Origin of the sequence: Bacteroides ovatus, from assembly GCF_001314995.1 — a bacterium.
GTDB classification, from domain to species: Bacteria; Bacteroidota; Bacteroidia; order Bacteroidales; family Bacteroidaceae; genus Bacteroides; species Bacteroides ovatus.
The window spans coordinates 23,749-39,614 of the sequence record NZ_CP012938.1 but is presented as its reverse complement, the minus strand read 5'-3'; the positions used below and the strand labels follow the sequence as shown (position 1 = coordinate 39,614).

Annotated in this window: 9 protein-coding genes; all 9 read right to left on the bottom strand. The window is 40.5% G+C overall.

All coding sequences use genetic code 11. From position 1 onward, the window contains the following. Positions 1 to 18: 18 nt before the first annotated feature. Entirely contained in the window at positions 19 to 534 is a 516-nt protein-coding gene (locus tag Bovatus_RS00135; protein WP_004296983.1) for a sigma-70 family RNA polymerase sigma factor, read from the bottom strand. A gap of 231 nt (positions 535 to 765) precedes the next feature. Then, a complete protein-coding gene (locus tag Bovatus_RS00130; protein ID WP_004325499.1) occupies positions 766 to 3,543 on the bottom strand; it encodes a ligand-binding sensor domain-containing protein in 2,778 nt (925 codons plus the stop codon). A gap of 127 nt (positions 3,544 to 3,670) precedes the next feature. Then, complete coding sequence (locus Bovatus_RS00125; protein ID WP_004296986.1) at positions 3,671 to 5,938, bottom strand: heparinase II/III domain-containing protein; 2,268 nt, start codon at positions 5,936 to 5,938, stop codon at positions 3,671 to 3,673. 21 nt (positions 5,939 to 5,959) lie between these two features. Then, a complete protein-coding gene (locus Bovatus_RS00120) occupies positions 5,960 to 7,885 on the bottom strand; it encodes an alpha/beta fold hydrolase (protein WP_004296987.1) in 1,926 nt (641 codons plus the stop codon). 15 nt (positions 7,886 to 7,900) lie between these two features. Further along, positions 7,901 to 9,832: a glycoside hydrolase family 127 protein gene (locus tag Bovatus_RS00115; RefSeq protein ID WP_004296988.1), complete on the bottom strand. Its 1,932-nt coding sequence runs from the start codon at positions 9,830 to 9,832 to the stop codon at positions 7,901 to 7,903. Between the two features lie 44 nt (positions 9,833 to 9,876). Beyond that, positions 9,877 to 11,265, bottom strand: coding sequence for a glycosyl hydrolase family 28 protein (locus Bovatus_RS00110; RefSeq protein WP_004296989.1), 1,389 nt, complete (start codon positions 11,263 to 11,265; stop codon positions 9,877 to 9,879). Positions 11,266 to 11,438: 173 nt separating this feature from the next. Continuing rightward, positions 11,439 to 12,866 carry a glycoside hydrolase family 30 protein gene (locus tag Bovatus_RS00105; RefSeq protein ID WP_052587866.1) on the bottom strand — a complete coding sequence of 476 codons (1,428 nt, stop codon included), beginning with the start codon at positions 12,864 to 12,866 and terminating at the stop codon, positions 11,439 to 11,441. Between the two features lie 84 nt (positions 12,867 to 12,950). Then, a complete protein-coding gene (locus Bovatus_RS00100) occupies positions 12,951 to 14,309 on the bottom strand; it encodes an alginate lyase family protein (protein WP_004296992.1) in 1,359 nt (452 codons plus the stop codon). 20 nt (positions 14,310 to 14,329) lie between these two features. After that, entirely contained in the window at positions 14,330 to 15,853 is a 1,524-nt protein-coding gene (locus tag Bovatus_RS00095; protein ID WP_052587861.1) for an Ig-like domain-containing protein, read from the bottom strand. Between the last annotated feature and the right edge of the window lie 13 nt (positions 15,854 to 15,866).

Here is a 15,866-nt window from a genome sequence, read left to right as displayed (position 1 = left end):
ATACTATTTATTCTAATATTAGATACACTGTTGGATATATTCACGGATTTCTTTCCGACTGATAAACAAATGATTTTCTACAGTACGGACAGATAATCCGAGACAAGCGGAAATATCCGCTGACGATATATGCTTGAAGCGACTCATTACATAAATCTTTCTTCGTTGCGCAGGCAGCCGGAGAACTCTCTTCTGCTCACACACAGATAAATCATTAGCGATTATCTGGCTCTCTACCTCATTAATAAAGGTAGGAAGCTGATCTAAAAAATAGGATGTAATTTCCTGCATTTTATAATGACGACGCAAATAATCAATAACCAAATTCCGGCAAATAGAGAAAATAAAGTACTTTATTGTTTCCGGTCGCAACATTTGCTTATAATCCATCAAACGTAAAAATACATCTTGAGCCAGATCTTTCGCGTCTTCATCTTTTCCTATCTTATATAAGATATACAAGTAAACGGAACGATGATAATTCTGATAAGAATCAGTAATCAACTGTACGGATGACATATCTATATTTTCCATTGCTTAGATTTTTGTTTATCATTACGTTGGCAAATATAGAAGGTAAATATGAAAACGGATATTCAAAAAGAAAGAGATAAATTCCGTCCTATTGGCGGAGAGCAAGCGATCAACACACATTCTAATTATCAGACAGTTAACTCTCAATTTCATAGAGTCTCAATTTATTATTTGAGACTCTAAAGAGGTATTTATCAATCTAAAGTTTAAAATGAAAGGTACATAAGTATATTATTCTTCATTGGTCTTTCCGATACTTCGAATATATTCATTCGGAGTAATTCCAATAACCTTTTTAAAATAACGAAAGAAGGAAGTACGCGAACTAAAACCACATAGTTCGGCTAAAGCTGTCAACGTATATTTAGAATATTCATCTTTATCAACCAAACGCTTAAACTCCTCTATGCGATAGTCATTCAAATAGTCATAATAGTTTTTATCCAAATATTGATTGAATAAATAGGATAATGTATAAGTGGAAACATTCAATATTGCAGCCAAGTCTGCTATTTTCAGATTGGGATTAACATATAGTCGATCCCTTTGCATCAGAAGTTCCAGTTCGCCAGCCAAGCGCCTACATTCTTCTTCAGTCACATTACTCTTTCTATATTTTTCTTCTATTACCGGTTGCTGTTTTTCCTTCGACTGAATTAGGTTGTTTCGTTTCATTCTCCGGCGATAATATATATAAGCCAAGGTTATTATCAATATCACTAAAACAGTCACACTCCACATAACAGCATTGAAACGAGGAGCAATAGTCACCATCAGGCAAATTTCCGACTCCGGATCATCCACCCGATGAATTCTAAACTGATAATTGCCGGATAATAAGTCATAATACGTTATTTCAGATTGTCCACTCAATAATTGCCAGTCGCTATCTATTCCTTCCATCTTACATTTATAAGACATATATGCAGGCTCCGAATAAGTGAACCCAGAGAAACGGATTGTCAAATTACGCTGATCTGCTTCCAATTTTATTTTATACACGTTATTTTCTCTACTCATCTTAGCATAAACCGATTGCTTTCCATTCACTAATACATCGGTAATAGCAACCGGATAATGCCATTTTGCTTTTCTGCCATTTTGTTCCGAGGTCAGATAAATCATACCTTTCGAATTGCCGAACCACATCGTACCCTCTTCATCTATCACAGGGAAACAAGTAATAAATATAGAACTGGGCAAGCCATCTACGAAATTATAGGGAATAAAATTACCTTTCTTATCATAACGATATAAGCCCAAATTAGTACCAATCCACAACCAACCTTCATGATCTTCTATAATAAACATTGCATCCTTTCCATCCAAAGGAGTGCCCGACTGCATTCTCCGAAAATGATTCATCGACAAATCAGATATAAAAATTGCACCTTTATCCGGAAGGAAATAAAGCTCATGATTAGAATCTTCGTATACTGTCCGGATTTTATCTTTATGAATAAACCCTTCAGGAAACATATCCGACTTCAAACTATTGGTTGATGGATCCCAAATGCATAAACCGTTCTCTGTACAAATCCATCCTTTACGAGTGGAATCAAAACATATATCATAGACATTCTCTCCCGGTAATTTCGAATTTTCAGTAGTATAATGCCGGATTTGCTTTCCATCTCTATAACAGTAAAGTCCCATAGACGTCGCCATCCACAAACTTCCTTCATCATCCGATTTTATGCAAAACACATGTCCTTTCAGGAATGGAGTTGATTTTAAGTCTGCTGTTTCAAAATCAGATAAAGTCAACGTGGAAGGATTGAGGATATATATACCGCCACCATAAGTACCTATGTAATACTTTCCTTCAAAAGCATAAATACACAAAATCATATTGGAACGTAATTCGGGAACCTTAAAACTTTTAAACCGCTGTTTCTTTTCATCTATATAGAAAAGTCCATTGCGCGAACCTATCAGTTTCTCGTCTTTCGAAACAGCTATTGCACGAACAGGCATCTCTTTTGAGTCGAAATAAGGAAGATAGGCATAGGTAGAAAATAACCCGCTCTGATATAGTGTATAATCCAAGCCTAACTGATAAAAACCAATCCAAATCACTCCTTCCCTATCAACCAATAATGCATAGACAGAATTGGAACGGATCGCCTGTTTATTTCCCGATTCGTAACAAAAGGAACGAACAATCTTCATATTATTCGCAGAAACAAAATGTACCCCGTTTCCATCAGTGCCTATATACAACAAATTCTTTTCATCACTGGAGAGAGACATGATAACATTACAACCCAAGTCAATAATATTTTCTTTAAATTCACCCGTCGAGATATCAAAACATAGCAACCCATGATCCATTGTTCCTAAATAAAGCTTTTTGCCGATACGTGTCATATTTCTATAGGAGAATCCCTGCTTGTATGGATAAGAGGTTATTTTCCGGTTTGAAATATTCATGGAATGTAATCCACCTTTGGTAAGAATCCATAAAGCTCCATTTTCATCCAAATTCAATGCAACGATGAAATTTTCTGCCGATAAGATGTCGGAACTTACTGCCAGTCGCTCCAATTGATTATTTCGATAGATAAATAATCCTTTTTCACTACCTATATACAATCCTCCATCCCGAGTTGGTAAAAGGGCACGAACACCACAATTAATAGTCTCCGGACTAAAGGGTTCCAGTTTTTCTGTTTCCTTATGAACCGTCCACAATCCCATATCATTCCCTATCCATATCCTATTACCAGTCGTCTCTGTTATTACATTCACCCATTTTAGTTTTTCATTATTCCCTAATATGGGATAATGTTTCAAATGGACTCCGTCAAAACGTTCAACAGAACTTGCCGTGCCAATCCAAATATAGCCTAATGAATCTTTATAAAAAGAACTGACCATCAGGTCGGAAAGTCCGTCTGTTTCGGAAATGCTGCGGAAAGAGTAAGAAATCGGATAAATAGGTATATTTATGAGTAGCAGACAAAGAGTAGTCAAAGCCTTTACTATATGTCGTATTAGATTATGCATAGAGGATTCATATTTAATGAAACAATGCAAACCTACATAAAATATCTCGGATTTTATATAGGTTTGCACAAAAAACAAGGAACTTACTCTCTTTAAAAAGATAGAATCTATCCTGGATATACATAATTTACAGTTTCACCTTTATCTGTGATTTCTGATAAACTACCGGGATTTTCTTATCATTCACTTCTACAGACACAGGCTTCTTTGTGCTTCTAAAGGTGGTATTTATCTTCGGCTGTCCGTTTATCCAAAGATCAAGTTTCTTATCTTCTGCTTTCTGAATAACGAACAGCTTAGCCAATGATGAAAAGTAAGTTTCATTACCCCGTCTCAATGCACTTCCATAAGCAATAAAGAAGTCCTTAGCGTTCTTTGCTTCAGTACCTTCTGGGTAAGAAACTGCAAACATATAAGCATCTGTCATCCAGCCGTCGGGCATAATCCATGAATTACTGTGCATTAATCTTCCGTCCGCCAGTTGGTTGATATATAAATCGGTAATTTTACCTTTATGACGGATACGAAGCCCTATCCAGTCCTGCCCTTCACGTCTTTCCATTTGAGGCAGGTCTTTTTCATCGGGAGCGTCTTTCAGAATAATAGCTGTAAGTCCTTTCACACGGTTCACCTCGGCTGGTAAATGGAATGAATAATATTTTTCGGTTCCTTTCAAATCTTCCGTAGGAGCTTCTATTTCTTCCCAATATAAATCTTCGGGATAGTCGTGCACAAAATCGGACTTAGCCAGCATGCGGGGATATAAAGGACGGATGACTACTGAAGAATTTCCGTTTATCACATTCACGTCAATGCCCGATTTCTTATAAGTTCCATTGGTATGCCATAACCATTCGAACTGTCCTACCTTATGTGTCTTCAAATCATCGATCATATAAATCACATTATCCATCCACAGGAAATGACGGAAGTTACGGCTGAAATTATTAGAGACAGGACCTGTTCCATTGGCCAAAACATATTTCACATTACCCGCATCCAAGAGATGATAAAGATTTCCTCGCAAAGTAGAGCCGCTATACTGTTGTTCACGAGGTTGCCCCTCCCCGTTGAACAGGACTACATTATGTGCCTGGCTTTGAAAAAAATAGTTGCGATAGGCAGGATTGGGATACCAGCAGTTTCCTCCATCCTTGATAATATCAACGCCTTTATGAAATACAATAAAGGAGTTGGCATCCGCATGGGAATGATTCCACGTATGACCGCTTTTCACAGCAAGCATCGTAGCATCCTTCTCCCAAGAAGTACGCATGGTGGCCCAACCGAAATCCGAGAATAGCTGTGAGGTTTTCAAATCGGGAGTTACGGGAGCTTTACTCAAATCAGGGGTATAGAGAAAGCCCATCGGACGATTCAGGAAGAATCCATCGCGATGCTGTCCTTGCTCTACTTGGGCTATATACCACAGAATAGTCGGGTCTTTCAGTCCCAAAGCATACAATAACATCATACTGGATTCTGCTGATACGTTCTTATGACTATCACCAAAATTCAAACTATACAGCATACCTGTACGAGGATAGCATACTTGAGAAAAGTAGTTCGGAAGTTTTGCTAATTGGGGTATATCGCCGGGATTTTGTCCCGGATGAGTGTTTATCCAAGCGATTCGAAACAATAGAGCTTCCTGAATACCAAAGTTTGCATAATTCAGACTTTCATACATTCCTCCGGCCTCATCAAAACTCTTTGCTTTCTGTTGCAAGGCATCGCCTGCAAAGTCAAACCATTCGGGAAGTGATTCATGAAGTTGCTCCACCCAATCTTTTACTTCGGGAAGTTCATTCTGCAGGCTTAATGCTAATATTCCACCCTGGCATACACAGGAAGTCCACCAGTTGTGTCCCATAGAGTTCAAAGAATGGATTCGGGCAGGTTCCAACAGCCAGTCGCCCAAGGCTGGCTCTACAGCCAATCGTTTCAATCCTTCAGCAATCTTTTTTCTTTCCGAAGAAGACATTATGTTATAAGCCGCATCATATCCTATGGCAGAAAGGAAGCTCTTATGCGCCATGCCCAGTTGCGAACGCCAGACTGGAATACGTGCCATCATTTCCATATCTCCCCAGGATTCGGCTTCCACAGCTTTCAAAAGAATCTCTTTGATTATATTTGCATACTCTTTATTATCCGTCATCAGATAGGCCAACGACAAATAATCCAACCGATTGAAATCTTTCTTTTGTAAGGCTTCATCGGCGGTTTTCTGAATATCCTCCCAGGCTTCCCGCAATTTCGGTTCATTCTGCATACGTTGTTTTACCTGCTGAATACGTTGAGGGGTGTACAAAAGGGAAGGATGATTTATCTTTTGTGCAGATACAAACGATGCAAATAATATTCCGATCAGGCATAGAACTATTTGTTTCATGATATTTATTGCTTTTTCATTTTACTGTTCAATATTGATTAAAAATTCTTCTAAAGCTGCATTGAATTCCTCCGGTCGCTCCATATTCATCATGTGCCCGCAATCCTCTATGATTTTCAGCTTTCCATTAGGTAGATATTCCAATATGGGAGGATTTTTTGAAAATTTGTTATCAGAAGAATGACCTTCTACAATTAAAGCAGGTACGGCAGGGTGACTCTTCTTCAATTCTTCAATAGCATCCAGCCCTGCTACTACCCGTACTTCTTTGTGCAGCGGTTGCCATGCATCCCATTCGTCAATCATCTGCCACAAAGGCACACGCATCCGTTCACGCTGGCTACCACCGGATTTCATTAATCCTTCAAACCACTCTTTCTTCATCACTTCCACTCCTTTCTGTTTCAGGGCAGCTATTTCTTCATCACGCACCTTTGCTTCTTCTTTAGTCATCGGCTCACTAGGACCCTTCGATTTCCGGATGTTTCCACTGGCTAAAAAAGCCGATAACATCCGGTCTGGGAAATACGCCAACATATCAGCAGTAATGAACCCGCCCAAAGAAAGCCCGACAATATGCGCTTTCTTGATGTGCAAAGAGTCCATTAAAGTAACCAGATCTTCAACATGCATAAATTGATAATCTTCTGTTTGGGAAGAAGAAGTGCCGTATCCTCTTAAATCATAGCGAATGACATGATACTTTTTCGCAAACACAGAAAATTGCTCATCCCACATACGATGGTCAAGCGAATGACCGTGTACAAAGATGATCGGTTCACCCTGACCGGCTTCCTCATAGTATAGAGAGCCATTTCCTACATTGATACGTCCTTGTTTGACAACCAATGGCTTCCCTTTCAGTATTTCCGAAACGGTCCGTGAAATGACAGGGCTGCCAAAGAAAGAAGAGAAACCGTCTTCTTTAGCAGAAGAACCTGTTACATGAGAAATGAAGAACCCGTAAACTTTATCGTGTTTATTTATCCACGGATAAGCACCGGCCCATCCCGGTGAACTAATCTGATAAGCTTCGCCTGTCTTTTTATCTATTAATTCACGCCATTCTCCTAATCCATAGATTCCATTGTGGGATTGTCCCAGTCCTTTCGCTACATAATTATCCGAGTTATTTGAAGGGATTATGGCGCCTTTCACTTGGTCGGCCTGCATTTCTTTCACAGTTTCTGCTGATATAATTTGCTTGCCATTATACATTCCATCGTGATAAATCATGGACAGGAAGTGAAGATAATCATTCATTGTAGTACACAGTCCGCCCCCTAACATGGGTGCATGTCCGCCGTCCGTGTTGATTGGGGTAAAATGAGAGTTCTTCATTTCCAAAGGTTGTGCCAGCAGTTCCTGAAAAAGCGTTTCAAACTCCTTTCCCATCGCCACTTCTGCCATTCTTCCGGCAATTTGCATGGCAAGTCCACCATATTCAAAACGAGTGCCGGGAGTAAAGACTGTATCCAAAGGAAGAATTTCAGTGACTGCCGAATCCAAATGATTATAGTTATCTACACGAGGCTCGGGAAGATATGGACGTACTCCTGATGTATGGGATAATAATTGCCGGAGAAGAATCTTACCTTTAGCATCGTCTTTAAATTCCGGCAACCATTTTTCTACCGGATCATCCCATCCCAAATCAGTACGGTCTACCACCGCGCCTATGACAGCAGCCGCTACCCATTTTCCGGCAGAAGCGACATATACTTTTGTATCGGGTGTATAATCCCGATAGTTCTTCTGAAAAATGACGGTATCATTCTTCACTACACAAATGGATGCTCCGGGGTAATATCCCTTGTCTACCCATCCTTGGATAACAGAATCCAAAGAAGAGAAGTCATACTGTTTTCCCTGACCGGATGATATTTTGCAAGAACCGGACAAAAAGCAGATACTTACAAAAGCGGCAATTAATAAACGATTCTTCATTTCGTTGTTTACTATCTATTTTTCTGATTGTAAATCCCAATATACGACATAGCGCTGACGATGCAAATCGTATAGCGGACGAATCACATCTCCTTGTTCTGTCGTAAACTTCAAATCACTTCCTACACGTTGCAAAGCACGTTCAGGGTGTTTCTTATCTAGTTTCAAAGAGGTACGCAAATGTGCTGGGACATGAAAATTATAGGTATAATAATCATTATAAAGAGCAGGATTTGAGAAAGGAGCAGGGGCTTGCATACCTTCAGTTCCCCGTTCTCCCGCCAATACCAACGGGCCATATAACAGGGCTGCCTTATCCGGGTTATCCGGGGTAGCCTCCAGTTTGATTTGCATCGGATAAGTAGCCGAGATTTGGTCGCCATCTTTCCATTCACGGGTAATGACAATATAAGAACCAGGTTTCTGTTTCACAGATATTTTCTTACCATTTACCAACACTTTTACATCCTTGCTCCACGAAGGATAGCGCAGATAAATGGTGGTACGAACAGGATTTTCTGTCCGGAGAGTGAAACGCGTTGTTTCTTCCTGTGGGAATTCCGTTTCTTGACGGATTGTCAGTCCTTTTTCTTTCCAGGTTACCTGTGAAGGGATAAATAGATTTACATATATTCCCTGATTGTTATGGTAGTAGATGGCTTCTCCGTATTTAGCATGATTTTCGAATCCGCTGCCGACACAACACCAAAAAGAGTTCTCTTTTGTGCTATACAGTTTATGAGCCCCGGAAAGCAAAGGCAGAAAATAAGCTACCATACCTGTTTCAGGGTCTTGTTGTCCCAAGATGTGATTATACAATGCCCTTTCATAATAATCCGCAATAGATGAATCGCCCGTCCAGCAAAAAAGATGGCGGCTAAGTTTGAGCATGTTATAGGTACAACAAGTTTCTCCGGTATAGCCAGTCAGATGTTGGGATAACTTCTTCGGATCAAAGTAGTGTTCTTTGTCACTGCTACATCCCGGAGCAAAAGTATGATGGTCAATCATGGTGTGCCAGAAGAATTCCGATAGTTTCCTGCTTGTCTCGTTGCGGGTTAACTCGTAGTTACGCGCTTCGGCTATGACTTTCGGGATAAAGGTATTCGTATGTTTAGTCCCCAAGTCATCGCGAAGTTCTTTCAATGGGTCGATTACGTCATTGTGGTAGAAATATTCCGCCAGCCAGCGATAACGTTCGTCTCCTGTGATAGCATACAAATTGTAAAATGACTCATTGATACCTCCAAACTCATTACGTATCATAAGTTTGCGGGTTTCTTCTGTGAGCGGTTTTAGTTTGTTATAAGCCCAGTCGCCCATTTTAGTCACCACTTTCAAGGCTTGCAGATTATCTGCATACAGATATTGGTCTATCAGACCGGAATAAAGCTTATGCAAGGTGTACCAAGGTGCCCAGACACTCTTTCCCCGGATATTACGGTTTATCAATTCTTCGGGAAAAGCACTTAGATATCCTCCTTTCAAAGCGTTCTGAACTTCAGTCAGCCCGTTGACAAGGCTATCCCCTTTCAGCTTGAAAATCTCACTTCCGGTAGCGGCATATATCAAGGCATAAGCCGAAAGCAAATGTCCGGTAGTATGTCCGCGAAGCTCACAGTCCAAGGATTCCCAGCCACCGAGTTTCTTCACTGTCATATACCCGCCTTCACGACCGGCAAAGACTCCGGCATTTGTCCGGAAACTATGCAACAGGCGATTCACATCAATGGAAGTCATCCATGCGGAATCCCGCAACATATTGTCACGAAAACGACTTGGCAATAAACGGATGTCTTTCAAATCAAAACTTTCCACCCGTACAGGAGCTACTGTCTCTTTTTTCATTTTCCCCTGGTGTTGTCCGGGGTACACGGATTGAGCCGACGATATAGCCGATACTGCCAATAATGCGATTGCAACCAAAAACTGCTTACTCATAATCATTGTTTATATATTTAATATCTATAAAGCTACTATTTAAACTAATTTTACCGCACACGTATATCCTCTACGAATTCGTTCTTTACAAATCCATTCAGATCCGTCATCCTCTGACCATTAATAACGACATTATCAAAGATTACATTCTTCACTTTCCGACTGTTGTCGAACCCTTTGATTAGAGACGGATTCTCACCAAGCCCGTCATAAGTAATATTACGGAAAGTGACATTTTCAATTCCCCGTCCGGGAGCTTTATCATATTTCTCATTGAAACGCACATTGAGATGAAAAAGTCTGCCTTCTTGAATACTCTCTACACGAATGTCCTCAAACAAGACATTACGTACCAAGTTCTTATCACCGCAATCAATAGCCATACACCCTTGATATGGAACATCGTCCTCATCATGTTCCAAAATATCTATCTGCCGGAAAGTAAGGTTTTCCATTACTTCGCCTACCGGTGATTCCGGGTCTCCATGTCCACCGATATTAATCGGATGAGCAATATCCGCCCAAAGAACAGCATTCTGCACTGTGATATTGCCAGAACCTCCCCACCAATTCCAACGGTGATTATAGAGTGCAATGCAATCATCACTGTTACGCATAAAAACATTGTCAATCAGCACATCACGACAGCACATCAGGTCGATTCCGTCACTCCAACTCTTACAGCTAAAGGATTTCAGATTCTTCACCGTCAACCCTTTTGTTCCTGCACCAAACACCGTATAATGATTCGGATTCACTACCGTAATTCCATCAATGAGTACATTCTTTGCATTCGTCACTTCGATACCACGAACCGGATGAGCCAATATACCACGACCGATAATACGTACATTTTCTACACCGTCAACTAATAACTTAGCCTTAAGCACTGCACCCGGAGCCAAATATACGGTAGTATTGCCAAGAACACGTATCAGATTATTTGGCAAATCCAAAGGAGCATGAACACCCGGTCCGAAATACATGATACCTTTTTCTGCTTTTTTATAAACCTCTGTTTCCAACGGATTTGCAAAAAGATGCAGATTATGAAGTCTGTCCCCATTAAATTCCACTGACAGATATTGAGGCTTGTCCAACATAAAAGTAATCACATTCTTGTTCTGCCGGTATTGGATGTTGCAACTAAGAGGACGTATATCAACCTCACGTACGGTTCCATTATTCTTTTTCACCATCACCTCAACCGTTCCATTCATATCAAACTGAACCATTGAAGCATTCTGCACAGCATCCATATCTACCTGTACATTATATTCAAACAAATCTTCCCATTCACCTCCCGGAATACGGACACGCACCGTATAATCATCATTATGTGGCATATTCGCCTTCAAACCTTCCGGATAAGTCACCAACTGCGCCTGTAATGTCACGCAAAATATGAATAATAAAATACTGCAAATTTGTCTTTTCATATATAATCACACATTTTTTATAAAACACTGCCATTCCGTAGCCACGTTTTCCGGCTATGAAATGACAGTGCAACAACATTGTTATTAAATAAAACCGTAAATTCTTTATGAGTACTTATTCTTTAATACGCAGCAATATGCCGAAATACTCAATCCGAAAGTACTAAAAATAATCAAATGACAATTGTATTAATAGATTTACCTTTCAATATAACACGTATATACTTGCTACCTACCTTAAAACTACAAGAGCGTTCTTGTTCTTCCGGATTGTAAGCTACAACTACCACTTTACCATCATGCGAACGGAAAGCAAGCGTATTCTTACCATCTGACACTTTCAGCAGACGACTGCCCGGCTGAACAAAATGGGAAAGATGTTTCATCAAATAATATTCATCCGTATAGCGTACCTGCCCTGTTTTTCTGTCAATAATAATAAGAGTGTTTTGTGCCCAGTCCCACCAACTCTTACAGGTTTCGTTCAATACCATATTCCAATAAATATAAGAATCAACACCATTATTGAAGCAGTGAACTACAGCATTCCATGTATTTTCCAAAGCAGACCAGTCATTCTCCGAATTACCACACATATTCTCTGTCTGCATGTAGCAATAATCCGGATATTCTTTATGTACAGCCGGCAAAGCCCGCATGCCTGTCCATTGCACGCCAACACCTTTTACATATTTATCAGAATCTTTCTGCTTGAAAAAAGTGCGTACATAATCCGGATTCGGATAATTGACTGTTCCCATCCAGATTTCAGTATCAATGGAATCTTTTTCAAACTGGGGCCCAAGATACTGATTGACAAAAATAGCCAAGTCTTCCGGACGCCAAGTACAGGAAGGCCAGCAGGGAGTCCATGCGATTTCATTTTGCGGCATAATCATCTGAATGTTTATGCCGTTCTGCTTGTAAGCCTGTACGTATTTGGAAAAATAAATGGCATACGCCTGAAGATACCCCTGTTGCATTTTAAAACCGGTAACATTCCCTATAAGATTGCGATGAGGGTCGAGACGGTTGTGCCCCACTTCAGTCCCTTCAATACCGGAACTCTTCTGCGAATAATGTTCATTGACTTTCATCCATGCAGGCGGTGTCCAAGGAGAGGCCCACATCTTCAAATCAGGACGCAGCTTCAGCGCTTCCTTAATATAAGGAATGAGGATATAGCGATCACGGTCAATACTAAAGTTACGCATGGTATAGTCATCCTTTACGTCATTGTAAGAATAATATCCCATAGCATAATCACTGGCACCAATAGGAGTACGTCCTAATGCGAAATGAATACCCTCTTCCGAGAACAAGGCTGCCATCACTTTATCACGTTCTGCCGGAGACAAGCATTGCAAGGCATCCCAACTAAGTTCATTAAAAGTACCTCCAAACCCAACAACATTCTGTAACAGACTGTCAGGATAAACACAGATATCCGCCTGTCCGGCAGGATTTTTATCCAATGTCTGTTTTTTCTCTACCCAACGTTCGGTAGAAGTGGTGGAATATATACTAACCTTCTGGGCAGAAACAGTAGTAGAAACTGCCCATGTTATTGCAAAAAATGCAGTTATAGTCTTTAATTTCATCATTGTCTTTATTCTAATCAGGATAAGAAACCGCCCGTTTACAGACGGTTTCTTATTTTTATCTTATCAACTTGTTACCTCAACTCATTCTCCTTTGTAGAACATCAGAGTACCTATTCCGGGAAAATCATTATCATATTCAAACGGGTGAATACTGGTAGCCGGACGATATTTCTCCGCAAACTTCTTCGAATAGGGAGCACTCACTCCTTTTACATGCTTATAATGACTATAAATCATTTCATATCCTGCATAGAAGTGTCCCCGACCTTGATATGAAATTTCGTTTTGCTGACCATGTCTGGTTTCCCAATAGGTAAACGGCATATCTACAGCTTCAATAGGATCACAATTGAACTTTGCATAATATTCAAAGAATGCAAGAGTCAGATTTACATCCCCATATTCAGCATATTTAGGGTAACGATTATATACACGTCCGTCTTCTGTCGTAAAAGAGTCGTTTGCTTTGATGCCATACAAATCTTCTCCGATATTATACGCAGCCTGACACATCGGAGCCAGTGTAGCCATACTCAATCCGGCATGATCCTGGTCGCGACCCGATTCATCAGCTTGTCCAAGGCAATATCCTTCACCCAGACCGGCAGGGTCTTGATGTAGTGCTACCACCAAGTGCTGGATACATCCCGAACTGGGACCATGTTTATAATAGTTTATCGCTTCATTAATCATATCCTGGTCATCACATACAATACCTATTGCCAGCATGATTGCCACGTTTGGAACTTCCCATCCGCCCCAAGACCAGTAAGGATCTGTTTTTTGACTGATGAAGTAGGTTGCAGGACCTGCAACTACATTTTTCAACCAAGTCTGGAACTTAGAAAATCCTCCATTATCTACCCAAGGCTGATAATCCCGCATTACTTCCGCCGCTTGTGCAAACCGATGTCCGTCAAATCCGGTAACTAACGCATAATGGTCATTCGTATTCTCCACTTGAATTGCTTTACATACAGTCGACCAGTTATCCAGAATCTTCACAGCCTTATCCGCATACTTATATGCATCTTCTTCGCCTAGTCCTTCTGCTATTCTCCAGCGCAAGGCCAAATAATAGGCGGCCAATCCCGGTTCTCTGGCAACTTTAAAGTTACCACCTGAAGAATTTCTCAAAAGAATCTCGGGAGCGTCAGTTGTCCAGTTTTCGTTAAGTTGCGTGTATTGGTTCTGTTCCAGGAACTCCCATGCAGCGCCCCAAGGTTGAGCACCTGTTTTTATCTTCCCCACTACATATTGGAAATCGTCATTGGTATGCATCAGACAGGGATGATTCAAAGTGTATACTTTATAAGTATCCTCTTCTTCTATTGTATAACCCGGTGTCAGGTCAACATGCCCCTCATCAAAATAGTCCTTATTACTACAAGACAGGAATGTAAATAACACCATCGCTAGAGTTATCATTTTCTTTTTCATATTTCATCTCATTTAAATAATTATTCAAAAACAACTCCTTCATTCTCTATCAGATAAGCCTTATATGCTTCCAATGATTCGAAGGTCTTAACCCAATCGAGCGCAAAAGGTTCCGTTACAGCTTCAGTATAGTAAGTATCATAGAACCTGTGTTCACAGCGGTCTAATGTAATTCCGTCATTCAGCACTCCGTTTGTTAAAAAGTCGGCATTTGCTCCCTTGAAAATATTGGGGGTGCTTAAGTCGGCATAAGTTACATATCCGCCATCACTGGTTCTTGTCATGCTTACTTTATATAAATTTTGTGCATTACCCGCAGCAGTACCACCATAGAATCCGATACTGATTCGTGGATTATTGTTCCAGATATTAAGTAACAATGTGGGAGTCTTGGCCGGGTCGAGACTATCTTCGAAGAAAGTCTTCACTGCATATATAGGATATTTCGACGGGTAGAAAGTCATCGTTCCACGGAACTGTGCTTCACATTTCGCGTTGGCTTCTTTTTCTATCTTCCTCACTAATCTACCATTCTCCAATACTCCATAATCCCCACCTTCGAAACATCCTGCCGTAAAGAGGAAATCATCATTAATCTTACCATCTACCACAGAAACTTCAAATGATTTCTCAAAGCCCGGAGAACCGTCAGCATAGGTAATACTTGCCGTTAATGTTGCTGTACCAGAATTTACACCTCCCAAGATGACGAATACCTCTTCTTCTCCCAAAACTCGTTTTTCAATGGAAGCGACTGTAGCATCGGAAGTAGTCCATACCAAAGCAGATACAGTTGCATCCGCAGGTGTTACAGTGTATTTCAACACAGATATTTCACCTTTGGCAAGTTTGTTATGTATAGAACTCATCTCGAATGTTTCCACGTGAATAACAGGTTTTACCGTTACCTCAACTGAATGGGACAGATCCGTGCCATCTGTAGTTGTTGCAGTAATTGTCGCTTTTCCTTCTCCCACAGCCAGTACTCGCCCGTTTTCATCAACCGTAGCCACTTTCTCATCGCTACTTTTCCACGATAGAAGATAGAAACTAGGTTTCTCCGGTACAGTTTTCGTTTTGAGCTGAACCGATTGCGTTTCCATCATGGTAAGCTCTTCAGGCAAATTGGTTATCTCAACCGATTGTGTAAGCGCAAGTTCTTCAACTACACTAATTGTTATGGCAGCCGATACTCCATCTGCATATCCGACAGCTGGTTTTGCCGTAATAACCGATGTTCCGACAGCAACAGCCGTCACCTTACCGTTAGCATCTACCGTAGCCACCTCTTCGTTACCTGATACCCAAGACACCCCGGGATTAGTCGCATCTTCCGGCAAAGTAGAGAAATGCAAAGTATAGTTTTCGCCCTTTACCAGTGTATAGACTTCATATTTCTCATCAATCGTTATCGATGATAGAATGGTATTTTTAGTCAGCGGATCGGTATTGTAATCGTCCGCACAAGAGATTACAGTTCCTATCAGTGCCATGCATGAAAACAGGAAAGCCATCGTCTTGCTTAATGTATATATTCTTTTCATATAATTATAACAT

Bases quoted from the DNA above. Each gene is read 5' to 3' on its own strand.
- Bovatus_RS00105 (WP_052587866.1), bottom strand. From the start codon at position 12,866: ATGAAATTAAAGACTATAACTGCATTTTTTGCAATAACATGGGCAGTT.
- Bovatus_RS00135 (WP_004296983.1), bottom strand. From the start codon at position 534: ATGGAAAATATAGATATGTCATCCGTACAGTTGATTACTGATTCTTAT.
- Bovatus_RS00120 (WP_004296987.1), bottom strand. From the start codon at position 7,885: ATGAAGAATCGTTTATTAATTGCCGCTTTTGTAAGTATCTGCTTTTTG.
- Bovatus_RS00125 (WP_004296986.1), bottom strand. From the start codon at position 5,938: ATGAAACAAATAGTTCTATGCCTGATCGGAATATTATTTGCATCGTTT.
- Bovatus_RS00100 (WP_004296992.1), bottom strand. From the start codon at position 14,309: ATGAAAAAGAAAATGATAACTCTAGCGATGGTGTTATTTACATTCCTG.
- Bovatus_RS00110 (WP_004296989.1), bottom strand. From the start codon at position 11,265: ATGAAAAGACAAATTTGCAGTATTTTATTATTCATATTTTGCGTGACA.
- Bovatus_RS00095 (WP_052587861.1), bottom strand. From the start codon at position 15,853: ATGAAAAGAATATATACATTAAGCAAGACGATGGCTTTCCTGTTTTCA.
- Bovatus_RS00130 (WP_004325499.1), bottom strand. From the start codon at position 3,543: ATGCATAATCTAATACGACATATAGTAAAGGCTTTGACTACTCTTTGT.
- Bovatus_RS00115 (WP_004296988.1), bottom strand. From the start codon at position 9,832: ATGATTATGAGTAAGCAGTTTTTGGTTGCAATCGCATTATTGGCAGTA.